This is a genomic window from Bacillus subtilis subsp. subtilis str. 168, from assembly GCF_000009045.1.
Lineage (GTDB): Bacteria > Bacillota > Bacilli > Bacillales > Bacillaceae > Bacillus > Bacillus subtilis.
The window spans coordinates 2,950,201-2,973,181 of record NC_000964.3 but is presented as its reverse complement, the minus strand read 5'-3'; the positions used below and the strand labels follow the sequence as shown (position 1 = coordinate 2,973,181).

Annotated in this window: 26 protein-coding genes and 2 other RNA genes; 23 read left to right on the top strand and 5 right to left on the bottom strand. The window is 44.0% G+C overall.

The annotated features are described in order from the left end of the window. Positions 1-22: 22 nt before the first annotated feature. From mutM to coaE, 3 genes are all read left to right on the top strand, one after another. Positions 23-853 (top strand): formamidopyrimidine-DNA glycosylase; 5-hydroxymethyl-uracil DNA-glycosylase, encoded by an 831-nt coding sequence (mutM, locus tag BSU_29080; RefSeq protein ID NP_390786.2) that lies wholly within the window; start codon positions 23-25, stop codon positions 851-853. Between the two features lie 165 nt (positions 854-1,018). Further along, the gene (spcF, locus tag BSU_29070; protein NP_390785.2) at positions 1,019-1,651 is read left to right on the top strand and encodes a membrane calmodulin-like protein essential for stage III sporulation; all 633 of its coding nucleotides are present in this window, start codon (positions 1,019-1,021) and stop codon (positions 1,649-1,651) included. Between the two features lie 15 nt (positions 1,652-1,666). Then, positions 1,667-2,260 (top strand): dephosphocoenzyme A kinase, encoded by a 594-nt coding sequence (coaE, locus tag BSU_29060; protein ID NP_390784.1) that lies wholly within the window; start codon positions 1,667-1,669, stop codon positions 2,258-2,260. Between the two features lie 41 nt (positions 2,261-2,301). Here the strand turns inward: coaE and ytbE are convergent, their stop codons facing one another. Beyond that, positions 2,302-3,144, bottom strand: coding sequence for a promiscuous aldo/keto reductase (gene ytbE, locus BSU_29050; RefSeq protein NP_390783.1), 843 nt, complete (start codon positions 3,142-3,144; stop codon positions 2,302-2,304). 23 nt (positions 3,145-3,167) lie between these two features. Continuing rightward, complete coding sequence (gene ytbD / locus BSU_29040; RefSeq protein ID NP_390782.1) at positions 3,168-4,358, bottom strand: putative transporter; 1,191 nt, start codon at positions 4,356-4,358, stop codon at positions 3,168-3,170. 183 nt (positions 4,359-4,541) lie between these two features. Here ytbD and ytcD point away from each other — a divergent pair, with 183 nt between their 5' ends. The 10 genes from ytcD to thrS all read left to right on the top strand — a co-directional run bounded on the left by ytcD (position 4,542) and on the right by thrS (position 13,925). Continuing rightward, entirely contained in the window at positions 4,542-4,922 is a 381-nt protein-coding gene (gene ytcD / locus BSU_29030; RefSeq protein NP_390781.1) for a putative transcriptional regulator (HxlR family), read from the top strand. Between the two features lie 205 nt (positions 4,923-5,127). Then, on the top strand, positions 5,128-6,150 hold the full coding sequence (gene gapB, locus BSU_29020; RefSeq protein ID NP_390780.1) for a glyceraldehyde-3-phosphate dehydrogenase (NADP-dependent, gluconeogenesis): 1,023 nt from the start codon (positions 5,128-5,130) through the stop codon (positions 6,148-6,150). A gap of 238 nt (positions 6,151-6,388) precedes the next feature. Then, positions 6,389-6,769, top strand: a complete 381-nt coding sequence (gene speD / locus BSU_29010) for an S-adenosylmethionine decarboxylase (RefSeq protein NP_390779.2) — start codon at positions 6,389-6,391, stop codon at positions 6,767-6,769. Between the two features lie 273 nt (positions 6,770-7,042). Continuing rightward, the gene (gene nrdR / locus BSU_29000) at positions 7,043-7,501 is read left to right on the top strand and encodes a negative regulator of transcription of ribonucleotide reductase nrd genes and operons (protein ID NP_390778.1); all 459 of its coding nucleotides are present in this window, start codon (positions 7,043-7,045) and stop codon (positions 7,499-7,501) included. A gap of 114 nt (positions 7,502-7,615) precedes the next feature. After that, on the top strand, positions 7,616-9,034 hold the full coding sequence (dnaB, locus tag BSU_28990) for a helicase loading protein; replication initiation membrane attachment protein (protein ID NP_390777.1): 1,419 nt from the start codon (positions 7,616-7,618) through the stop codon (positions 9,032-9,034). A 27-nt stretch (positions 9,035-9,061) separates the two neighbouring features. Continuing rightward, the gene (gene dnaI / locus BSU_28980; RefSeq protein ID NP_390776.1) at positions 9,062-9,997 is read left to right on the top strand and encodes a helicase loader; all 936 of its coding nucleotides are present in this window, start codon (positions 9,062-9,064) and stop codon (positions 9,995-9,997) included. Positions 9,998-10,030: 33 nt separating this feature from the next. Beyond that, positions 10,031-10,672, top strand: coding sequence for a putative osomosensing transporter (ytxB, locus tag BSU_28970; RefSeq protein ID NP_390775.1), 642 nt, complete (start codon positions 10,031-10,033; stop codon positions 10,670-10,672). A 78-nt stretch (positions 10,673-10,750) separates the two neighbouring features. Beyond that, positions 10,751-11,596: a sporulation protein gene (gene ytxC, locus BSU_28960; RefSeq protein NP_390774.2), complete on the top strand. Its 846-nt coding sequence runs from the start codon at positions 10,751-10,753 to the stop codon at positions 11,594-11,596. A 106-nt stretch (positions 11,597-11,702) separates the two neighbouring features. Next, positions 11,703-11,950: T-box riboswitch specific of threonine tRNA ligase (gene tboT / locus BSU_misc_RNA_48), an RNA gene on the top strand. Positions 11,951-11,993: 43 nt separating this feature from the next. Next, entirely contained in the window at positions 11,994-13,925 is a 1,932-nt protein-coding gene (thrS, locus tag BSU_28950) for a threonyl-tRNA synthetase (RefSeq protein ID NP_390773.1), read from the top strand. A 40-nt stretch (positions 13,926-13,965) separates the two neighbouring features. On the opposite strand, the gene ysaA is transcribed toward thrS, so the two are convergent. Beyond that, the gene (ysaA, locus tag BSU_28940; protein ID NP_390772.2) at positions 13,966-14,748 is read right to left on the bottom strand and encodes a promiscuous phosphatase; all 783 of its coding nucleotides are present in this window, start codon (positions 14,746-14,748) and stop codon (positions 13,966-13,968) included. 166 nt (positions 14,749-14,914) lie between these two features. On the opposite strand from ysaA, the gene lytS reads away from it, so the two are divergent. From lytS to pftB, 4 genes are all read left to right on the top strand, one after another. After that, on the top strand, positions 14,915-16,696 hold the full coding sequence (gene lytS, locus BSU_28930) for a two-component sensor histidine kinase [LytT] (protein ID NP_390771.1): 1,782 nt from the start codon (positions 14,915-14,917) through the stop codon (positions 16,694-16,696). Then, positions 16,674-17,399: a two-component response regulator [LytS] gene (gene lytT, locus BSU_28920; RefSeq protein NP_390770.1), complete on the top strand. Its 726-nt coding sequence runs from the start codon at positions 16,674-16,676 to the stop codon at positions 17,397-17,399. Before lytS ends, lytT begins: the two co-directional genes overlap by 23 nt. Positions 17,400-17,532: 133 nt before the next feature. Beyond that, positions 17,533-17,973, top strand: coding sequence for a pyruvate uptake system subunit A (gene pftA / locus BSU_28910; protein NP_390769.1), 441 nt, complete (start codon positions 17,533-17,535; stop codon positions 17,971-17,973). A 21-nt stretch (positions 17,974-17,994) separates the two neighbouring features. Then, on the top strand, positions 17,995-18,690 hold the full coding sequence (gene pftB, locus BSU_28900) for a pyruvate import system subunit B (protein NP_390768.1): 696 nt from the start codon (positions 17,995-17,997) through the stop codon (positions 18,688-18,690). A 31-nt stretch (positions 18,691-18,721) separates the two neighbouring features. Here the strand turns inward: pftB and yscB are convergent, their stop codons facing one another. Next, a complete protein-coding gene (yscB, locus tag BSU_28890; protein NP_390767.2) occupies positions 18,722-19,387 on the bottom strand; it encodes a putative lipoprotein in 666 nt (221 codons plus the stop codon). Between the two features lie 244 nt (positions 19,388-19,631). Here yscB and BSU_misc_RNA_47 point away from each other — a divergent pair. The 5 genes from BSU_misc_RNA_47 to ysdA all read left to right on the top strand — a co-directional run bounded on the left by BSU_misc_RNA_47 (position 19,632) and on the right by ysdA (position 21,284). Beyond that, positions 19,632-19,771, top strand: an RNA gene (locus BSU_misc_RNA_47) — mRNA L20_leader attenuator sequence. A gap of 61 nt (positions 19,772-19,832) precedes the next feature. Beyond that, positions 19,833-20,354, top strand: a complete 522-nt coding sequence (infC, locus tag BSU_28870) for an initiation factor IF-3 (protein ID NP_390765.1) — start codon at positions 19,833-19,835, stop codon at positions 20,352-20,354. Between the two features lie 12 nt (positions 20,355-20,366). Further along, positions 20,367-20,567 carry a ribosomal protein L35 gene (gene rpmI / locus BSU_28860; RefSeq protein ID NP_390764.1) on the top strand — a complete coding sequence of 67 codons (201 nt, stop codon included), beginning with the start codon at positions 20,367-20,369 and terminating at the stop codon, positions 20,565-20,567. 31 nt (positions 20,568-20,598) lie between these two features. Continuing rightward, positions 20,599-20,958, top strand: a complete 360-nt coding sequence (gene rplT / locus BSU_28850; protein NP_390763.1) for a ribosomal protein L20 — start codon at positions 20,599-20,601, stop codon at positions 20,956-20,958. 56 nt (positions 20,959-21,014) lie between these two features. Further along, a complete protein-coding gene (gene ysdA / locus BSU_28840; protein NP_390762.1) occupies positions 21,015-21,284 on the top strand; it encodes a putative membrane component in 270 nt (89 codons plus the stop codon). A gap of 15 nt (positions 21,285-21,299) precedes the next feature. Here the strand turns inward: ysdA and ysdB are convergent, their stop codons facing one another. Further along, a complete protein-coding gene (ysdB, locus tag BSU_28830) occupies positions 21,300-21,692 on the bottom strand; it encodes a hypothetical protein (protein NP_390761.1) in 393 nt (130 codons plus the stop codon). A 183-nt stretch (positions 21,693-21,875) separates the two neighbouring features. On the opposite strand from ysdB, the gene frvX reads away from it, so the two are divergent. Continuing rightward, positions 21,876-22,961, top strand: a complete 1,086-nt coding sequence (frvX, locus tag BSU_28820; RefSeq protein NP_390760.1) for a putative fructose-lysine aminopeptidase — start codon at positions 21,876-21,878, stop codon at positions 22,959-22,961. Positions 22,962-22,981: the final 20 nt, after the last annotated feature.

Genomic DNA, 22,981 nt, shown 5'->3' with positions numbered 1-22,981 from the left:
ACAGAGATAGGAAGTGATGGATGTGCCGGAATTACCAGAGGTTGAGACGGTCCGGCGCACTCTGACCGGGCTTGTAAAGGGAAAAACAATCAAATCGGTAGAGATCAGATGGCCGAATATCATCAAACGGCCTGCCGAACCGGAGGAATTTGCGCGAAAACTAGCAGGAGAAACGATACAGTCCATCGGAAGACGGGGAAAGTTTTTACTGTTTCATTTAGATCATTATGTTATGGTTTCTCACCTTCGAATGGAAGGAAAATACGGTCTTCATCAAGCCGAGGAGCCTGACGATAAACACGTGCATGTCATATTCACGATGACGGATGGAACCCAGCTCCGGTACAGGGATGTGCGGAAATTTGGAACCATGCACTTATTTAAACCGGGAGAAGAAGCGGGCGAGCTCCCGCTTTCTCAGTTAGGGCCGGAGCCGGATGCAGAAGAATTTACAAGTGCGTATTTAAAAGACCGGCTTGCGAAAACAAACCGCGCTGTCAAAACTGCCCTACTGGATCAAAAAACGGTAGTTGGACTCGGGAACATTTATGTGGATGAGGCTCTTTTCAGAGCGGGTGTCCATCCCGAGACAAAAGCAAATCAATTATCAGATAAAACAATCAAAACCCTTCACGCTGAAATCAAAAACACTCTGCAGGAGGCGATTGATGCGGGCGGAAGCACAGTCCGTTCATATATCAACTCCCAAGGGGAAATCGGAATGTTCCAGCTGCAGCATTTTGTGTACGGAAAAAAAGACGAGCCATGCAAAAATTGCGGAACGATGATTTCGAAAATTGTCGTTGGAGGAAGAGGCACGCATTTTTGCGCAAAGTGCCAGACAAAAAAGTAGCATAATGCTTCATTGTCCAAGCTGTCGGTGCATATATCAGTAACTCTGGATTAAGGATGCCATTTTCGAAACACGGATTTTTCACTTTCCCATATATATGATTGTGATGAATCCCGGGCATTTCACATCTGATACAAGAGCACCAACAGAAAGGAAGAAACGGATATGCAAATGGTTTCTATACTGCTGCTGGCGTTGGCTGTCAGCTTGGACAGTTTTTCAGTCGGATTTACGTACGGATTGAGAAAAATGAAAATACCGTTTAAAGCGATTTTGGTTATCGCCTGCTGTTCCGGTGCTGTCATGTTTATATCCATGCTGATCGGAAGCTTTCTCACGAAGTTTTTTCCTGTATATGTGACGGAGAAGCTTGGCGGTTTGATATTGGTTGGAATCGGTGCGTGGGTTCTGTATCAATTTTTCAAACCGGCAAAAGATAAAGAATACCTATTGCATGAAAAAACACTGCTTAATCTAGAGGTTCGGTCATTAGGAATTGTGATTCATATTTTGAGAAAACCCATGAGTGCGGATATCGACAAATCGGGTGTGATCAACGGAATTGAGGCGGTCTTATTGGGATTTGCCTTATCGATTGATGCCTTTGGAGCAGGTATAGGCGCAGCCATTCTCGGTTTTTCGCCGATTGTGATGAGCATCGCCGTGGCAATCATGAGCTCGCTGTTTGTATCAATTGGAATCAATGCCGGCCATTTTCTGTCTAAGTGGAAATGGATCGATAAAATGGCGTTTTTGCCGGGGCTTCTATTAATCACGATTGGGCTCTGGAAATTGTAAAAAGGAGTGGATCTCTTGACCTTAGTCATTGGTTTAACGGGAGGAATAGCTAGCGGCAAAAGCACGGTAGCCAATATGCTGATTGAAAAAGGAATAACAGTTATAGATGCAGATATCATTGCAAAACAAGCGGTAGAAAAAGGGATGCCGGCCTACCGGCAAATCATTGACGAATTCGGTGAAGACATACTGCTCTCAAATGGCGATATAGATAGAAAAAAGCTTGGAGCGCTGGTATTTACAAATGAACAAAAACGTCTCGCTTTAAATGCAATTGTTCATCCCGCAGTCAGGCAGGAAATGCTCAATCGCCGTGATGAAGCCGTTGCAAATCGGGAGGCATTTGTTGTATTGGATATCCCGCTATTGTTCGAAAGCAAATTGGAATCATTGGTTGATAAAATTATTGTGGTCAGTGTGACAAAAGAGCTTCAACTGGAACGTCTGATGAAGCGCAATCAGCTGACAGAAGAAGAAGCAGTCAGCCGTATCCGCTCTCAAATGCCCTTAGAGGAAAAAACAGCAAGAGCAGATCAAGTCATTGATAACAGCGGCACGCTTGAAGAGACCAAAAGGCAGCTTGATGAAATCATGAACAGCTGGGCATAATACAAAAAACACCGTTCATATTGAACGGTGTTTTTTGGCCATTAAAAATCAAAGTTGTCCGGATCAGGACCGACGCGCAAGTTTTCATTCAGTGCATCGATTCGGTTCATGTCATCCTGCGTTAATTCAAAGTCAAATACGCTTGCATTTTCTTTAATGCGGTGTTCCTTCGTTGATTTAGGAATCGTTATAATGCCATGCTGCAGATCCCAGCGCAAAATAATTTGTGCGACAGATTTATTATATGTTTGAGCGATGTCAGCCAATACAGGGTGATCCAGCAGCTGTCCCTGCATTAAAGGTGACCAAGCCTCCATCTGGATGCCCTGATTTTGGCAGTATCTTATCAACTCTTTTTGTGTGAGGCGCGGGTGAAATTCCACTTGGTTAATCATAGGCTTAATTTCAGCTGCCGTCATCAGATCTTCAAGATGGTGAATTTGGAAGTTGCTTACGCCAATCGCTTTGATACGGCCTTCTTTATACAGCGTTTCAAGCGCTCTCCAAGCTTCTTTATACTTTCCTTCTACAGGCCAGTGGATGAGGTATAGATCCAAATAATCCAGACCGAGTTTGGACAGACTTGTTTCAAACGCGGCGAGTGTTTCTTCGTAGCCTAAATCCGCATTCCATACTTTCGATGTGATAAACAGATCCTCTCTTGAAATGCCTGCTTCTTCAATGCCTTCCCGAATCCCTTCTCCGACTCCAGCTTCATTTCCATAGATTGCTGCAGTATCAATACTGCGGTACCCGTGAACAATGGCAGTTTTAACTGCGTTTACCAGTTCAGATCCTTCTTCCACTTGGAACACGCCGAGGCCGAACCAAGGCATTTCTACCCCATTATGAAGTGTTGCTTTTGCTTGTAAATGTGTTGTCATGTTTATTTCCTCCTTTAAAATTGTCAGGCTTCCTGCCGATCTCGTTTTTCCATCAAGCGGCTCCAGCCTGTTAAAATGACTGCACCGACCACCATTAATCCGCCTATCCAAGCGGTATGAATCAATCCGATTGAATCGGTGATCACACCGCCAAGGTATGACCCAAGCGCGATCCCTGCATTAAAGGCAGCGATATTCATCGCGGATGCGACGTCAACTGCACTCGGGACAAAACGCTCAGCCAGCATGACGACATACACCTGAAGGCCGGGCACGTTCATAAAGGCCAGCAATCCCATACAGAGAATGGTAATGAGCCCTGCTGCTTGATACGGGGCTGTAAATGTCAGTACGAATAGAACGATTGCCTGTACGATAAACATATAGAATAAAGCGGCAATCGGATTTCGGTTTGACAGCTTTCCGCCAATCATATTGCCGATAGCAATAGCTATTCCGTATCCGAGCAGAATCACTGCAACAGTCCCGGCTTTGAAGCCTGTTACTTCCTGAAGCAGGGGAGACAGATACGTGAACACAACGAATGTTCCTCCGTATCCAAGCGCTGTAATGACAAATAAAAGCAATAACCGGCTGTTTGTCACAAGCTTCAATTGATCCCGCATCGTTGTTTTCGTCCCTTTTCGTAATTTGGACGGTACAAGAATGCCATTTGTAATGAAAGCAATGATTCCGACGGCGATAATGACCATAAAGGCGAAACGCCAGCCGAACTGCTGGCCGATAAATGTCCCAAAAGGAACTCCGGTTACAGTTGCCACAGTGAGGCCAGTAAACATAATTGAAATCGCGCTAGCCCTTTTATCCTCCGGGACAATATCCGCTGCGATTGTCGAACCGATCGACATAAACACACCGTGCGAAAATGCCGATATCACACGTGCTGCTAGTAAAATCCCGATGCTTGAAGCGGTTGCTGCCATCGTATTACCGGCAATAAAAATAAACATGATCCAAAGCAATAGTGTCTTACGTGACATGCTTGAGGTCAATGAAGTTAATATAGGTGCCCCAAATGTAACGCCGAGCGCATAAAGGGAAACGGTCAATCCTGCTGTCGTGACGGGAATATCCAGGTCATCAGCAATGAGCGGCAAAAGGCCGACACTGATAAATTCAGTTGTCCCTATTGCGAATGCACTTACGGCCAAAGCCAGTAGTGCAGGAATATTGCTTTTATTGGCTGAAGTCATGATGTTCCTCCTTTGTAAGATGTGTTGTATGATTGAAATTCTGCCGAGTAAGCTATATAAATAAAAAAGAGCAGATTCAAATCAGCCGGCAAATGTGATTATGAAACATATCGTTAAGAAATAAAAGTACGTACTTTGAAGTGCTATAGTCACTTTTTGGTGCCTGTGAGGAGAATGGATTGTATGGAGAAGAAAAAATATAACATTTCTGTTGAAGCGACTCTTGAAGTGATCGGTGGGAAATGGAAATGCGTCATTTTATGCCATCTGACGCACGGAAAAAAACGCACAAGTGAATTAAAACGCCTAATGCCCAATATCACGCAAAAAATGCTGACTCAGCAGCTGCGCGAGCTGGAAGCGGACGGTGTCATTAACCGAATCGTATATAATCAAGTTCCTCCCAAAGTGGAATACGAGCTCAGCGAATACGGCCGCAGCTTAGAAGGGATTTTAGATATGCTGTGTGCTTGGGGAGCGAATCATATTAACAGAGTGTACGGGGATACATTTTCTGTGCTAGAAGAAAGTGTGCTCAATGATAAGTTAAAACAGGAATCATAAAGCATGAGGGCAGTCAGTGCGGAGCGCTGGCTGCTTTTTGGTTCTTACGCCTGATATTCTGTGCAAGAAAACATAAGATGCATCATAAATTAGCGTTATAATCGTTGATTTTTATCAATATGTACTGGCGAATTTGTTTTAATGTGTTATACTAATTTTAGATAGTAACAAATTAGGATGGCATAATTGATAAGGGGTGTCCAACATGAAGGTAAAAGTAGCGATCAACGGGTTTGGAAGAATCGGAAGAATGGTTTTTAGAAAAGCGATGTTAGACGATCAAATTCAAGTAGTGGCCATTAACGCCAGCTATTCCGCAGAAACGCTGGCTCATTTAATAAAGTATGACACAATTCACGGCAGATACGACAAAGAGGTTGTGGCTGGTGAAGATAGCCTGATCGTAAATGGAAAGAAAGTGCTTTTGTTAAACAGCCGTGATCCAAAACAGCTGCCTTGGCGGGAATATGATATTGACATAGTCGTCGAAGCAACAGGGAAGTTTAATGCTAAAGATAAAGCGATGGGCCATATAGAAGCAGGTGCAAAAAAAGTGATTTTGACCGCTCCGGGAAAAAATGAAGACGTTACCATTGTGATGGGCGTAAATGAGGACCAATTCGACGCTGAGCGCCATGTCATTATTTCAAATGCGTCATGCACGACAAATTGCCTTGCGCCTGTTGTAAAAGTGCTGGATGAAGAGTTTGGCATTGAGAGCGGTCTGATGACTACAGTTCATGCGTATACGAATGACCAAAAAAATATTGATAACCCGCACAAAGATTTGCGCCGGGCGCGGGCTTGCGGTGAATCCATCATTCCAACAACAACAGGAGCGGCAAAGGCGCTTTCGCTTGTGCTGCCGCATCTGAAAGGAAAACTTCACGGCCTCGCCTTGCGTGTCCCTGTTCCGAACGTCTCATTGGTTGATCTCGTTGTTGATCTGAAAACGGATGTTACGGCTGAAGAAGTAAACGAGGCATTTAAACGCGCTGCCAAAACGTCGATGTACGGTGTACTTGATTACTCAGATGAACCGCTCGTTTCGACTGATTATAATACGAATCCGCATTCAGCGGTCATTGACGGGCTTACAACAATGGTAATGGAAGACAGGAAAGTAAAGGTGCTGGCGTGGTATGACAACGAATGGGGCTACTCCTGCAGAGTTGTTGATCTAATCCGCCATGTAGCGGCACGAATGAAACATCCGTCTGCTGTATAAAATAAGGTCATGGACACATTTTAAAGAAAAAACCCTTAACAGCATATTTCTGAAAAAACGCACCTTGCAAATTAGACTTAAACACAGTATACTATTTTTCGTGAACTTCTTGCTTGAGACTGTTTCGGAATTACTTAAAGGGTTAGGACCTCTCCGGACTAACTTTCCCCCGTGGTAAATGGCCGACCCAGTTGTTGGAATTTCACTTTTTAATTCTTGTTAAGGGGGGTCCATGACTATGGAAACAATGGGGCGTCACGTTATCTCCGAGCTATGGGGATGCGATTTTGATAAGCTGAATGACATGGATTTTATTGAAAAAACGTTTGTAAATGCTGCTCTAAAATCAGGTGCTGAGGTGCGCGAGGTTGCATTTCACAAATTTGCACCGCAAGGCGTAAGCGGAGTTGTGATTATTTCTGAATCACACTTAACGATTCACAGTTTTCCTGAGCACGGATATGCGAGCATTGATGTTTATACTTGTGGAGACTTAGATCCTAATGTCGCTGCTGATTACATTGCAGAGGCATTACATGCTGATACAAGAGAAAACATTGAAATACCAAGAGGAATGGGGCCTGTGCAAATTAAACAGGCGCAAGCGAAAGTACTATAAAGTAAATTGCGAACACAAAGGGAGCTGAAGCTAGAAAGCCATTATGCGCTTTTTAGCTTATGCTCCTTTTATTTTTATAAAGAAACGAGAGTGTCAGCTTTTTCTTTTTTCATTTTTTTTGTAAAATAAGAAGGAGATTTTCACAAACCACCTAATGCTATAGAAACAAATTTAACAACGGCTCTCCCGACAGATGCTGTCACATCTATTTTTAAAAGGCGGAGGCTGCCGAAAATACATTGCAGGGAACGATATAGTTGGGAGCTGATTTTATTGAAATGTCCTTCATGCCAGCATAACGGAACACGAGTCCTTGATTCACGGCCTGTGGATGACGGAAAGTCGATTCGCCGAAGACGCGAGTGCGAATCCTGCCACTACCGGTTTACGACCTTTGAGAAAGTGGAGGAAACCCCGCTCATCGTTGTGAAAAAAGAAGGTGTGCGTGAGGAATTCAGCAGAGAAAAAATGCTGCGCGGCCTCATAAAAGCATGTGAAAAAAGGCCTGTTTCACTCAAAACGCTTGAAGACATGTGCTTTGATATTGAAAAAGAACTTCGCAATCAAGGCTGCTCCGAGGTGAAGAGTGAGCTCGTCGGAGAAATGGTCATGGACCGGCTGGCTAAGATTGACGAAGTCGCATATGTGCGGTTCGCGTCCGTCTATCGGCAGTTTAAAGATATAAACGTCTTTATCGATGAATTAAAAGACTTAATAAAGAAAGAGCGTTAAAAGAGCTAAGAGGATTCTTCTAGCTCTTTTCTCATGTGCAAAATTGGCATTTGATAGATATAAGAAACGGTGTAAAATGAAAGGTAGAAACAAATTCGGAAGGTTTGAGAATGTATGGCTGACTATTGGAAAGATGTACTGCCTGTAGACCCGTATGTGGTTAAAAGCAGATCGATGCTGCAGGATATTGACAGACAAATTATTACACAACTGTACCAGCCCTTAATCGGCCCTGTTGCATTCTCTCTTTATATGACATTGTGGGGAGAGCTTGAACAAAACCGTCTGTGGGGCGGAGAGTCCACACATAGACAGCTGATGGGGATGACACAGTCCAACTTAAAAACGATCCATCAGGAACAGGGGAAGCTCGAGGGCATCGGATTGCTGAAAGTATATATGAAAGAATCCGAGCGGCAGGAGCGCCTCTTTATATATGAACTCCTTCCGCCGCTCAGACCAAATGAATTTTTTGAAGACGGAATGCTGAATGTTTTTCTGTATAATAGGGTCGGAAAAACGAAATATCAGCAATTAAAACAATTTTTTACGCACCCGGCCATTTCAGAAGATGCGAAGGACATTACGCGTCCGTTTAATCATGCGTTTGAATCGCTGCAGCCGAGTGAATGGAAGCTCACATCCGATATGGAGGAAACGGTAAGGCTTGCCGAGGGGTCCGAGTATACTTCTGTCGGACAGTCTCCGTCCTACACCATAACGGAGGATGTGTTTGATTTTGATTTGTTTTTAGCGGGACTTTCTGAGACGATGATACCGAGAAAAGCGATGACCCAGCAGGTGCGGGACACAATCAAAAAGCTTTCTTATCTGTACGGAATTGACCCTTTGCAAATGCAAAATGTTGTGATGAGCGCAATTGATGAGCGTGACGTCATTACGACGGAGGCATTAAGAAAAGCGGCGAGCGACTGGTATCAAATTGAAAGAAACGGACAGCTGCCCGATTTGGTGGAAAAAACACAGCCGGTGCATCTGCGTGAAGGCGAACAACCGGCAGAAGAGGATTCTCTGGATGGGAAGCTGATTGCATTGCTGGAGGCGATTTCCCCGAAGAAGCTTCTGCAGGACATTGCTGACGGAACAGAGCCGTCAAAAGCTGATCTGAAGATCATAGAAGAAATTATGTTCGAACAGAAGCTCGAGCCAGGCGTCACAAATGTGTTAATTTATTATGTCATGCTGAAAACCGACATGAAGCTGTCGAAAAACTATATCCAAAAAATCGCTTCGCATTGGGCACGCAAAAAGGTGAAAACGGTCAGGGAAGCGATGAAGCTCGCAATAGAAGAAAACCGCCAGTATCTTGAATGGGCTGAGGGAAAAACAAAGTCTTCGAAACGAAACCAAAAAGTGATTCGTGAAGAAAAGCTTCCTGATTGGATGACAGAAAAGGAAACAGCGTCCGATTCAGAATCCGGACAGCAGAAGCTGCATCCGCAGGATTTGGAAGAACAGAAGAAAAAGATGATGGAAGAAATGCAAAAACTGAAAAAATACTCTGCCTATTAAAGACAGAGATGCGGGGTGAAGGAATAGATGGAACCAATCGGCCGTTCCCTGCAGGGCGTAACCGGCAGGCCGGATTTCCAAAAACGTCTTGAACAAATGAAGGAAAAAGTCATGAAAGATCAAGATGTTCAAGCATTTTTGAAGGAAAACGAAGAAGTGATTGACCAAAAAATGATCGAAAAGAGCTTAAATAAGCTTTATGAATATATCGAACAAAGCAAGAATTGCTCCTATTGTTCGGAAGATGAAAACTGCAACAATTTGTTGGAGGGCTACCATCCGAAGCTTGTTGTCAATGGGAGGTCTATTGATATCGAGTATTACGAATGTCCAGTCAAACGGAAGCTCGACCAGCAGAAGAAACAACAGTCTCTTATGAAAAGCATGTATATCCAGCAGGATCTTCTTGGAGCGACGTTCCAGCAAGTTGATATCAGTGACCCAAGCAGACTCGCGATGTTTCAGCATGTTACAGACTTCCTGAAAAGCTATAATGAGACGGGAAAAGGGAAAGGATTATATTTATACGGGAAATTTGGGGTAGGAAAAACGTTTATGCTCGCTGCAATTGCCAATGAGCTGGCGGAAAAAGAGTATTCCTCCATGATTGTTTATGTGCCTGAATTTGTGAGAGAGCTTAAGAATTCGCTGCAAGACCAGACATTGGAAGAGAAGCTCAATATGGTAAAGACCACACCCGTATTAATGCTTGATGACATCGGAGCAGAATCAATGACAAGCTGGGTAAGGGATGAGGTCATCGGAACGGTGCTTCAGCACAGAATGTCCCAGCAGCTGCCAACGTTCTTTTCTTCTAATTTCTCACCTGACGAGCTGAAGCATCATTTTACGTATTCGCAGAGGGGAGAAAAAGAAGAAGTAAAAGCTGCAAGATTAATGGAGCGGATATTATATTTGGCTGCTCCGATCCGCCTTGACGGAGAAAACCGCCGACATCCATAATTGCTGTGGTTCAAAGGGGAAGGAACTGAGGGTATGAAACGAAAAACGGCTGTCAAATGGCTGGCAGTGCTTGCAGGTGCTGGTTTACTCTATTGGGGAAATAAAACGTATTTGAATGTATCGCCGAAAGAAATCAGGGTATGGGTATTGTCGTTCGGAGTCTTTGCACCTCTGATGTTTATCGGGATATCCATCGTCAGGCCACTTGTTTTATTTCCGGTGTCTGTTATTTCAATAGCTGGCGGACTTGCGTTTGGCCCGCTTCTCGGCACGCTTTATACGTTATTCGGTTCGATGTGCGCTTCAGCTGTTTCGTTTTTTGCGGCTGGTTTGTTTTCGGCGAAAAAGAACGGGCATTACGAAAGGCTTGAAGCCATACAGAAGCAAATGGAGGATAACGGATTTTTCTATATCTTTCTTTTGAGAATCCTGCCGATCAATTTTGATTTCGTCAGCTATGCGGCAGGCCTTTCCAATGTCAAAGCGCTGCCGTATTTTGCCGCAACGGCTGTGGGAATCATCCCTGGGACGATTGCGCTTAATGTGCTGGGTGCGAGCTTTTTGGCTGGCAATCTGCCCGCTTTCTTTATGGTGCTCGCTTTGTATATCGTGTTTATCTCATTGCCGTTCATCTTCAGAAAGAAAATGCAAAACTTGTTCCAAGAATCAAATTAAGATTTGCCAATGACCTTTACGTCTATTTTAAAAACATCCCCCATATACTTGTAACAGATGCCGTAAGGGGGGACAAACATGCTTGAAATAATCTTTGAAGATGACCATGATGCAGCCGCTTTTTTACATCTCATTCAGCATTCGGACGATCGGAACAATATCATTGTCCGTGAAGGCATACGAAAAATCGGGATTGAAAAAGCGAATCCGGCTTTTCCTATTCAGCGTTTTATGGAGCCGATTCTGGTCAAATTTTTTTTGGAATGCAAAGAAGACGAGCATATGCTGTCATTGATTGAGGAAACGTATTGTTTCACGGACCAGGATGAACAGCAGCAAATCCTTCAGCTCGCACACAGTATTATTGAAGGTGAAGCAGACGATCTTCCGTTTGAGCCGCTGAAGCTTTCACGGAAACAATCAATTTTGGATGAACTCCAAACGATCTGTTTAGAGGAAGGAGTATTTTACATTCGCTCCTTTCAGACCTTCCGACTTGGATCATACTATAAGCAGCTGAGAGATATTACAGAAGCAGCGATTGATGAATATAAGATGGAACAGGAATATCAAAACTTTATTCAAACACTCAGAGACTATGTGGACGCCAAACAGCCGCGAATCAAAAAAGTGCATATTGTCCATGATGGTTCCTTTACATTATGGGAGCTGCGCTATGTGCCGGAACGGGAAAAAATGAAATACATAGACAGAAGATTTGTCCGGGATCATCCTATGTATATTGATTCTCATTTGCTCGCGCCGCTGATTTCCATTGCGCCTGATGAAGTCGTGCTTTATACCGACCAGCCCGAGCACATGATGGCAAGGACCATTCAAAACGTATTTCAAGAGAGAGTGGAAATGCTCCCGCTGCATGCTTTTACAGATGCAGAAATACCGGTGAAGCACTCGGAAGGATGAGGGCCGGCAGCCTGTCTATTTAAGGCTGTCGGTTTAAAAAAAAGGAAACGCGATCGTGTTGATTTTTTGGATTGAACAATTTATAATACATAGGAGATTAAGAAAGACACACGTATTGATAAGGACACGAAGGAATGATACCGGCTCAAAGAGAGGGAAGCCCTGGCTGCAAGCTTCCCAGCTAAGGACCATTCGCTTTACCGCCTTTGAACTTCAGCTGTGAACCTCTTGAAAAGGAACAGTAATGGCTGACGGGAACTCCCGTTACAGAGCTTAGAGCCGCAGGTGCCGTGTATTGGCTTTGCGGAAAAAAGGGTGGAACCACGATTCCGTTTATTCAACCTCGTCCCTTTCATAGGGGGCGGGGTTTTTATATGCAAAAAAAGGAGTGACAAAGATGTCAGATATGGTAAAAATCACATTTCCTGATGGAGCAGTCAAGGAGTTTGCGAAAGGAACAACAACAGAAGATATCGCGGCATCCATCAGTCCGGGATTAAAGAAAAAGTCATTAGCCGGAAAACTGAACGGAAAAGAAATCGATTTGAGAACGCCGATCAATGAAGACGGTACAGTGGAAATCATTACAGAAGGCTCAGAAGAAGGTCTTCAAATTATGCGCCACAGTGCGGCTCACTTGCTGGCTCAAGCGATTAAACGCATCTACAAGGATGTTAAATTCGGCGTCGGTCCGGTTATCGAAAACGGTTTTTACTACGATGTAGAAATGGACGAAGCGATTACACCGGAGGATCTGCCGAAAATCGAGAAAGAAATGAAAAAAATCGTTAATGCGAACCTTCCGATCGTTCGAAAAGAAGTCAGCCGTGAAGAAGCGAAAGCCCGTTTTGCGGAAATCGGCGACGACCTGAAGCTTGAACTATTGGATGCGATTCCTGAAGGAGAAACCGTTTCGATCTATGAGCAAGGCGAATTCTTTGACCTGTGCCGCGGCGTCCATGTTCCTTCAACCGGAAAAATCAAAGAATTTAAGCTGTTAAGCCTTGCAGGCGCATACTGGCGCGGTGACAGCAAAAACCAAATGCTTCAGCGCGTATATGGTACAGCTTTCTTCAAAAAAGCTGATCTTGAAGAGCATCTTCGTATGCTAGAAGAAGCGAAAGAACGCGACCACAGAAAGCTTGGCAAAGAATTAAAGCTGTTCGCGAACTCTCAAAAAGTCGGACAAGGCCTGCCGCTTTGGCTGCCAAAAGGCGCAACAATCCGCCGCGTCATCGAGCGCTACATTGTCGATAAAGAAATCAGCCTCGGCTATGAGCACGTATACACACCTGTGCTAGGCAGCAAAGAGCTGTATGAAACATCAGGACACTGGGATCATTATCAGGAAGGCATGTTCCCTCCGATGGAAATGGACAATGAAACACTTGTATTGCGTCCGATGAACTGTCCGCACCATATGATGATTTACAAACAAGACATTCACAGTTACCGCGAGCTTCCGATTCGTATTGCAGAGCTTGGAACGATGCACCGCTATGAAATGTCAGGTGCGCTGTCAGGACTTCAACGGGTACGCGGAATGACGTTAAATGATGCACACATCTTTGTGCGCCCGGATCAAATTAAGGATGAGTTTATCCGTACAGTCCGTTTAATCCAGGATGTTTATGAAGACTTCGGTTTAAGTGATTACACATTCCGTCTGTCTTACCGCGATCCGGAAGATACAGAGAAATATTTTGATGACGATGAAATGTGGAACAAAGCGCAATCCATGCTGAAAGAGGCAATGGATGAAATCGGCCACGACTATTACGAAGCAGAAGGTGAAGCGGCATTCTACGGACCTAAACTTGATGTTCAGGTGAAAACTGCGATCGGAAAAGAAGAAACACTGTCTACGGTTCAGCTTGATTTCTTATTGCCGGAACGTTTCGACCTGACATACATCGGTGAGGACGGCAAGCAGCACCGTCCGGTTGTCATTCACAGAGGTGTCGTTTCAACAATGGAACGCTTTGTTGCTTTCTTAATCGAAGAACACAAAGGCGCGCTGCCGACATGGCTTGCACCGGTTCAGTTCCAAGTCATCCCGGTTTCTCCGGCTGTGCATTTAGACTACGCGAAAAAAGTGCAGGAACGCCTGCAATGTGAAGGCCTGCGTGTTGAAGTCGACAGCCGCGATGAAAAAATCGGCTACAAAATCCGTGAAGCGCAAATGCAAAAAATCCCGTACATGCTGGTGGTCGGTGACCAAGAAGCAGAAAACGGAGCGGTAAACGTGCGTAAATACGGAGAACAGAACTCTGAAACCATTTCACTTGATGAGTTTGTGAAAAAGGCAGTAGCTGAAGCGAAAAAATAAAATAAAAAAGCATGATCTCATTGAAGAGATCATGCTTTTTTTATTTCTCTAATATAGGAAACAAATCATGAAGGCTGCTGATGATGTAATCAGGCTTTACGTCAGTTTCGTTTTTCTTATCAGTCCGGTTGATCCAAACGGTTTTGATTCCGGCTCTTGAAGCGCCTAAAATATCAGTATTCAAATTATCGCCGACCATGATGGCATCGTCTTTTTCAATATTCATCAGCTTAAGGCAGTGTTCAAAAATTGAAACATCCGGCTTGCCCTTGCCGAATGCGCCCGAGATGACGATTTCATTGAAGTAAGGAGCGAGCTCAGGCACGCCGGCAAGCTTCTCCTTTTGCAGACTAGGATCGCCATTTGTCAAAAGCAATAATTCATACTTGCCTTTTAATTGATCGAGTACAGCAAAAGTTTCATCATATACAAACGGGCGCTTTCTGCGCTCTGCCGCAAAAAACTCTCCCAAGTATTCGCCATATGCAGGATCATCGATCCCAAGCGCTTTCAGTCCGTTGGTCCATGCATTTCTTCTGTACTCCGGCACAATCTTGTTCAGCTTTTGAAAGCCTTCACTGATTGGCTCTGAGAAATTGGACCACAGTCCTTCAAACGGGTTAATGCCGATCATCACTGTATATGGATACGTCTCATATGACATGTACAATTCTCTCGCCGCTTCGCGAACAGCTGCTTCGAATTCCTCAGGGGCAAGGCCATATTTTTTCTCCGCCTGTAAGCAAGTTTCTGCAAATGTTGTTCTGACGCTTTTTTCGTCCCAAAGTAGTGTATCATCTAAATCAAAAAATACGGCTTTCATGATCTTCTCCTCTGCTTCAGATTCAAATCTTTCTGCCAAAAGGCTCATGTTTTATTTTACAATAGATAAAAGCCTTGTGAAATATGTTTTCAGACGATTTTAAAAAAACAGTCAGCCGCAAAACGAAAACATGCTAGAATGAAAACGGAAAGAACAGGTGACATGAATGATTCATTTAATGATTATGATGCTGGAGAGAGTGGGGATTATTGTTATATTAGGGTTCATTCTCGCCCATACGAAACTTTTCAGACAAGCTCTTCAGAATCAGGACGGCTATAAAGGAAAAGCGATTTTAATTTCTATTTTTTCTCTTTTCAGCATCATCAGCAATTATACAGGCATCGAAATTCAAAGAAATATGATTGTAAACAATGACTGGGTGTTTACGATAGATCCATCGGGCTCTATCGCGAATACCCGTATTTTGGGCGTGGAAATCGGGGGCCTTCTCGGAGGTCCTTTTGTAGGGGCTGGGATCGGCATACTTGCGGGCCTGCATCGTTTTTCACTCGGTGGCAGCACGGCCTTAAGCTGTGCCGTCTCATCTATTTTAGCGGGTGTTCTTGCAGGCTTGATCGGCAGGTATTTTACGAAGCGATATCGAATGCCGACACCGCGCATCGCCGCTCTTGTGGGAATCGGCATGGAGTCACTGCAAATGATCATTATTTTGCTGATGGCAAAGCCGTTCAGTGACGCTTGGGAGCTTGTCAGCATGATCGGAATTCCGATGATACTCATCAATGGAACAGGCAGTTTTATTTTTCTGTCTATTATTCAAGCGATCATTCGCAAGGAAGAACAGGCAAGGGCTCTCGAAACGCATCGAGTGCTTACGATTGCTGATCAGACACTTCCATTTTTCCGCCAAGGATTAAATGAAAACTCCTGTAAAAGTGTAGCGGCTATTATCCATAAGCTGACAGGAACAGATGCGGTGTCTCTCACTGACAAAGAAAAGATCCTTGCGCATGTCGGTGCGGGAATGGATCACCACATCCCATCGAAAAGCTTGATCACCGGCCTGTCCAAAAAGGTGATTAAAACAGGGCATATTATGAAGGCGATTTCGCAGGAAGAGATTGAATGCACGCATGCTGAATGCCCTTTGCACGCTGCAATTGTCCTACCGCTGACATCGAACGGCAATACAATCGGCACCTTAAAAATGTACTTTAAAAGCCCGGCAGGCCTGAGTCAGGTAGAGGAGGAACTTGCCGAGGGGCTGGCCATGCTGTTTTCGACACAGCTTGAGCTTGGGGAAGCAGAGCTGCAAAGCAAACTTCTCAAGGATGCTGAAATTAAAGCGCTTCAAGCACAGGTGAATCCGCATTTTTTATTTAATGCGATCAACACGATTTCTGCGTTATGCCGTACAGATGTTGAAAAAACCCGTAAGCTCCTATTGCAGCTCAGTGTTTATTTTCGTTCAAACCTTCAAGGAGCGAGACAGCTGCTGATTCCGCTCTCAAAGGAGCTGAACCATCTTAACGCCTATTTGTCATTAGAACAGGCGCGTTTTCCCGGGAAATATAAAATTGAGCTTAATATCGACAGCAGACTGGAGCAGATTGAAATCCCTCCGTTTGTTTTGCAGGTGCTTGTCGAGAACGCGCTTCGGCACGCGTTTCCGAAAAAACAAGACATATGCAAGGTTACAGTCTGTGTCTTATCTGATGATGCATCCGTCTATATGAAGGTGGCGGATAACGGACGCGGAATTCCGCCGGACGTCTTGCCGGAACTGGGGAAGAAACCGTTTCCGTCTAAGGAGGGAACCGGTACAGCGCTTTATAACCTAAATCAGCGGCTGATCGGTTTATTCGGACAGCAGGCTGCACTGCATATCAGCAGTGAGGTTCATAAAGGGACAGAGGTTTCCTTTCAAGTGCCAATGCAACAGATGAAAGAGGGAGAAGAACATGCTCAGGGTGTTAATAGTTGATGATGAGATGCTGGCAAGGGATGAACTGGCTTACTTGCTTAAGCGGACCAATGATGAAATGGAAATCAATGAAGCGGAAAATATCGAATCCGCTTTTGACCAAATGATGGATCAAAAACCTGATTTGCTGTTTTTAGACGTTGATTTATCCGGAGAAAACGGTTTTGATATCGCAAAGCGATTGAAGAAAATGAAGCATCCTCCTGCTATTGTGTTTGCGACAGCGTATGACCAGTATGCGCTCAAAGCGTTTGAGGTGGACGCTCTTGATTATTTAACCAAGCCTTTCGATGAAGAAAGAATTCAGCAAACGCTGAAAAAATATAAAAAAGTCAATCGGGATATTGTAGAAACAGAGCAAAACAGCCATGCCGGCCAGCACAAGCTCGCGCTATCTGTGGGGGAATCGATTGTGATTGTGGATACGAAGGACATTATCTATGCCGGAACAGAAGATGGTCATGTCAATGTAAAAACCTTCGATCATTCTTATACGGTCAGCGATACACTCGTTGTGATTGAGAAAAAGCTGCCGGATTCTGATTTTATCCGCGTCCATCGGAGCTTTGTCGTGAATACTGAATATATTAAAGAAATTCAGCCATGGTTTAATTCAACGTATAATCTGATCATGAAAGACGGATCGAAAATACCGGTCAGCCGGACATATGCGAAGGAATTGAAAAAGCTGCTCCATATTTGATGGGCGGCTTTTTGCATTTCAGCCATTTGATTCTGCAACTCAGACCCGCTATACGGCATGTTATCTTGTAAGCGCTTTATAACAGGGAATTCTTATTTATAATGAGGGTACCAAAGAGAAAGAGGTGAAGAAAATGAGTGCTAAAAAAGTGTACGGGTTTTTAACACAAGCATTTATTTTTGCCGTCATTATGCTGGTTTCAAATATGATTGCCGCTATTGTCCCAATACCTATCCCGGCATCGGTTGTAGGGTTGGTCTTATTATTTCTCCTATTATGTTTGAAAGTCATTAAACTGGAACAAGTGGAGACGCTCGGAACGTCTTTAACCTCTCTGATCGGATTTTTATTTGTTCCATCAGGTATATCTGTTATGAATTCGCTTGGTGTGATGCAGCAATACGGCCTGCAAATTGTTCTTGTCATTCTGCTCGCAACGATTATTTTGCTGGGGGCTACGGGATTGTTTTCTCAGCTGATTCTGTCGCTGAGCGGAAAACGCAAAACCGAAGCGGACATGAAAACAAAAACAGTGCAAAGCCCGCAGAACAATAACGAACTCGTTCACCATTAAGGGAAACAGGAGGTTCTTCACATGGAAAGCACAATGAGTCCTTATTTTGGGATTGTCGTATCACTTGCTGCATTCGGCATCGGCACCTTTTTATTTAAGAAAACGAAAGGCTTCTTCCTTTTCACTCCTTTGTTTGTTGCCATGGTGCTGGGGATCGCATTTTTAAAAATCGGCGGTTTTTCCTACGCGGATTATAATAACGGGGGAGAGATCATTAAGTTTTTTCTTGAACCGGCAACGATCGCATTTGCAATTCCTTTGTACAAACAAAGAGATAAGCTTAAAAAGTACTGGTGGCAAATCATGGCCTCCATTATTGCCGGCTCTATCTGCTCTGTCACGATTGTTTATCTGCTCGCTAAAGGCATTCATCTCGATTCGGCCGTAATGAAAAGCATGCTTCCGCAGGCGGCTACAACGGCAATTGCGCTTCCTTTATCAAAAGGCATCGGGGGCATCAGCGACATCACAGCCTTTGCGGTCATCTTTAACGCTGTCATCGTATATGCGCTCGGAGCATTGTTCTTGAAGGTGTTTAAAGTGAAAAATCCGATTTCTAAAGGATTGGCTCTTGGAACATCCGGACATGCACTTGGTGTAGCGGTCGGGATTGAGATGGGAGAAGTTGAAGCTGCGATGGCAAGTATTGCTGTTGTCGTAGTAGGAGTGGTAACGGTTCTGGTCATCCCTGTGTTCGTGCAGCTGATCGGAGGATAAGCCAAGGCTGAATGCCTTGGCTTTTTTTATTTTATGGTGCGTCTTCGGGATCGATATACCCTTGTTTAATGCCCCATTCTACTTGATCGTCATGCCACTTTTTTCGTTCTTCATAACCATAACCATCGTCATCAGGAAGCTCTGAAGCTGGCTGTTGAATGGTTTTATCTGTCTGACTCGAGGAAGATGGTGGATCTTGACTATTAGATGAGGGTGCCTCAGTCTGCTGCCGTTGTGCCTGCGATTGCCGCTTTTTCTCAGCGTTCGCTTTCTGCTCTTTTTGGATTGCTGCCTGCCGCTGTCTTTCAAGTTCAGCTTGTCTTTCCGCTTCGGCTAATCGCTGTCTCTCTGCAGCCTGCTGCTCTGCTAATCGCTGTCTCTCCGCTTTTTCCTCCTGCTGTTTCTTTCGTTTCGCCTCCCGCTCTTTTTCAAGCTTTTTCTCAGCGGCGATTTGTCTTTGCTTTTCAGCTTCCTCTTTTGCCTTCCGCTTTCCTAACTCGGTAGCGAGTGGACTCTCGAACTTCATGTCCAATGAAACGGGTTTTAGTTTTTTTAGCTCTTTCTCCAGCTCCTTTTGAGGAAATGCTGCCGTTGTCTTAACAGTGGTTTCGACTTTTGATTCGGAAGATGTGCTGCTATTCGAGCAACCGGTTAACATCAATGTGAAAAATAAAGCAAGCTGTATCAGTTTGTTCATGTGTCAGGCTCCCTTCTGCTCCTTATATCGGTCAGAGATTAACTTTGTTTTACATTTCTTCCTGTCGGTGGTTTTGTTGTAAATTGCGTAATAAGGGGGAATTGTTGGTTCTTTGTATTCTGGGTGGGGATGAAAGATTTTCTTTTTCTCTCTTGCGCTCATAGAAAACCCATGTTACAATGTAAAAGTTGTTCCGGATAAGTCGTCCTTGACTAAAGATCCGGTATTGTGTAGAATAGTTATTGAATTGAATATAAATCACAAGCAGAAGCACCCGCTTCTCACCTGATTGACACATGCATGTAGTTGGCAGGTTGACCGTACATTTTTATTGATACAGATGTTCGTAGTGTGGGTGTTTTATAATGCCCACACTTTTTGTTTGCCTGCAAAATGCATTCAAAATGAGTTGTGAATCAATTCGAAGAAACTATGGAGGTGGCTCATTATTAGCAAAGATCAATTGGTTAATGAGGGTATCCGTGCACGTGAGGTCCGTTTAATCGGACAAAATGGCGACCAGCTTGGAATCAAGTCCCGTCAGGAAGCACTTGAAATCGCCGGCCGCGCAAATCTTGACCTTGTGTTAGTTGCAGCGAATGCAAAACCGCCTGTCTGCCGAATCATGGACTACGGTAAGTTCCGATTTGAGCAGCAGAAAAAGGAAAAAGAAGCACGCAAGAATCAAAAAATCATTAACTTAAAAGAAGTTCGGTTAAGTCCGACAATCGATGAGCATGACTTTAACACGAAATTGCGCAATGCGATTAAATTCCTTGAAAAAGGCGATAAAGTGAAAGCTTCTATCCGCTTTAAAGGACGCGCAATCACTCATAAAGAAATCGGTCAGCGTGTATTAGACCGTTTCTCCGAAGCATGTGCTGAGGTTGCGACAGTCGAAACAAAACCAAAAATGGACGGCCGCAGCATGTTCTTAATGCTCGCACCGAAAAACGAAAAGCAATAAGGAGGAAATCCCATGCCAAAAATGAAAACTCACCGCGGATCTGCTAAACGTTTTAAAAAGACAGGTTCTGGGAAGTTAAAACGTTCTCACGCGTACACAAGTCACTTATTCGCCAACAAATCTCAAAAGCAAAAGCGTAAGCTTCGCAAGAGTGCTGTTGTAAGCGCAGGAGACTTCAAACGTATCAAACAAATGCTTGCTAACATCAAGTAATCGGATAAGGAACAATTAGGAGGGAAATTCAATGCCAAGAGTAAAAGGCGGAACTGTTACACGTAAGCGTCGTAAAAAGGTTCTTAAATTAGCAAAAGGTTATTTCGGTTCAAAACATACATTATACAAAGTAGCTAACCAGCAGGTCATGAAATCTGGAAACTATGCTTTCCGTGACCGTCGTCAGAAAAAACGTGATTTCCGTAAACTTTGGATCACTCGTATCAACGCAGCTGCTCGCATGAACGGCCTTTCTTACAGCCGTTTAATGCACGGTCTTAAGCTTTCTGGTATCGAAGTAAACCGTAAAATGCTTGCTGATCTTGCTGTAAACGATCTTACTGCATTCAATCAGCTTGCTGATGCTGCTAAAGCTCAATTAAACAAGTAATCATATAGAGCCGCTCTCCAGCAGAGCGGCTTTTTCTATATAAAGGATGAGGCAACATGATTATTGCTGCTTATTTGGTGTTGATTAATCTGTGCGGTTTTTGGGTGATGGGCATTGACAAACGCAAAGCGCAGCAGCACAAGTGGAGAATTTCTGAAGACCGGCTGTGGCTGATAGCCATCGTGTTTGGAGCGCTCGGTGTCTGGCTTGGCATGCAAACCTTCAGACATAAAACGAAACACGCTTCTTTTAAGTACGGAGTACCGCTTCTTCTGGTAATAGAAGCGATTCTCATCGCTATTTACTACAGCCCGTTTGATTTATAAAAAGCAGAAAAGCGTTTAACGCTCTTCTGCTTTTTTTGCGAGTTTAATGGGCTGGTCCCAGTCAATCTTACAATTTGGATATCGTTCCAGCACTTTTTCTTCAATGTTCTCAAAATCTTTTGCAGAGAAATGTTTCAGCTTCTCAGGAGATTCTGTCCAGACAAAGATCGTGTGAATAAACAGCGGATGATCCTTGGAAGGAATATGCTTTTCTCCCTCAAAAAGCACGCCTTTATACGTCAGCTGAAAATTCTTCCGGGTATTGTTTTGTTCATCAATAATATAAAAATGTTCTTTTGATTGGGCCAGCTTAAGCCTTCTCTTAGGATTCGCGACATATTTGACCACGGCATAAATACAATAAGCAAAAAGTGCAAGCAAAATAATCCTTAGAACCATGACAAACATTGTGTGAAGGCACCTCCCTTATGGTGATGATCTGATGTAATACGAAAAGCATAGAAAAAGGTTTCACTTTTTCTAAAAGAAAGCTGTAAAAACATATACCCGATTTTCAAGTGAAATAGTCGTATGGTTAGCGCCATGTTTTGTATAATAAGAATGCAGGACTGATGAAGGAGGGTTTGGAACATGGCAAAATTAGATGAAACATTGACCATGCTGAAAGATTTAACAGATGCAAAAGGCATACCGGGCAATGAAAGAGAAGTAAGGCAAGTGATGAAATCATACATAGAACCATTTGCTGATGAGGTGACAACAGATCGCCTGGGCAGTTTAATTGCAAAAAAAACTGGTGCAGAAAACGGCCCGAAAATTATGATCGCCGGACATTTGGATGAAGTCGGCTTTATGGTGACACAAATCACAGATAAAGGCTTTATCCGTTTTCAAACCGTTGGCGGCTGGTGGGCTCAGGTTATGCTTGCTCAGCGCGTCACCATTGTCACAAAAAAAGGAGAAATCACAGGGGTTATCGGATCTAAGCCGCCTCATATTTTGTCTCCTGAAGCAAGAAAAAAATCAGTGGAAATAAAAGACATGTTTATTGATATTGGAGCTTCAAGCCGGGAAGAAGCCTTGGAGTGGGGTGTACTTCCGGGAGATATGATCGTTCCGCATTTTGAATTTACGGTCATGAACAATGAAAAATTCCTACTCGCAAAGGCCTGGGACAACCGCATCGGCTGTGCGATTGCTATTGATGTGTTAAGAAACTTACAAAACACAGATCATCCAAATATAGTGTATGGCGTCGGAACCGTGCAGGAGGAAGTCGGGCTGAGGGGAGCGAAAACGGCTGCACACACCATTCAGCCTGATATTGCGTTTGGTGTTGATGTAGGGATAGCAGGAGACACGCCTGGCATTTCCGAGAAGGAAGCGCAGAGCAAAATGGGCAAAGGCCCGCAGATTATCGTTTACGATGCATCCATGGTCTCTCACAAAGGTTTGCGCGATGCAGTTGTAGCCACTGCGGAGGAAGCCGGCATTCCGTACCAATTTGATGCCATTGCCGGCGGCGGAACTGATTCGGGTGCCATCCATTTGACGGCAAATGGCGTTCCTGCGCTGTCCATTACCATTGCAACCCGCTACATTCATACGCACGCGGCCATGCTGCATCGTGATGATTATGAAAACGCGGTAAAGTTAATTACAGAAGTCATTAAGAAGTTAGACCGAAAAACGGTTGACGAAATTACGTACCAATAAAGATACGGAAGAATCCGCCT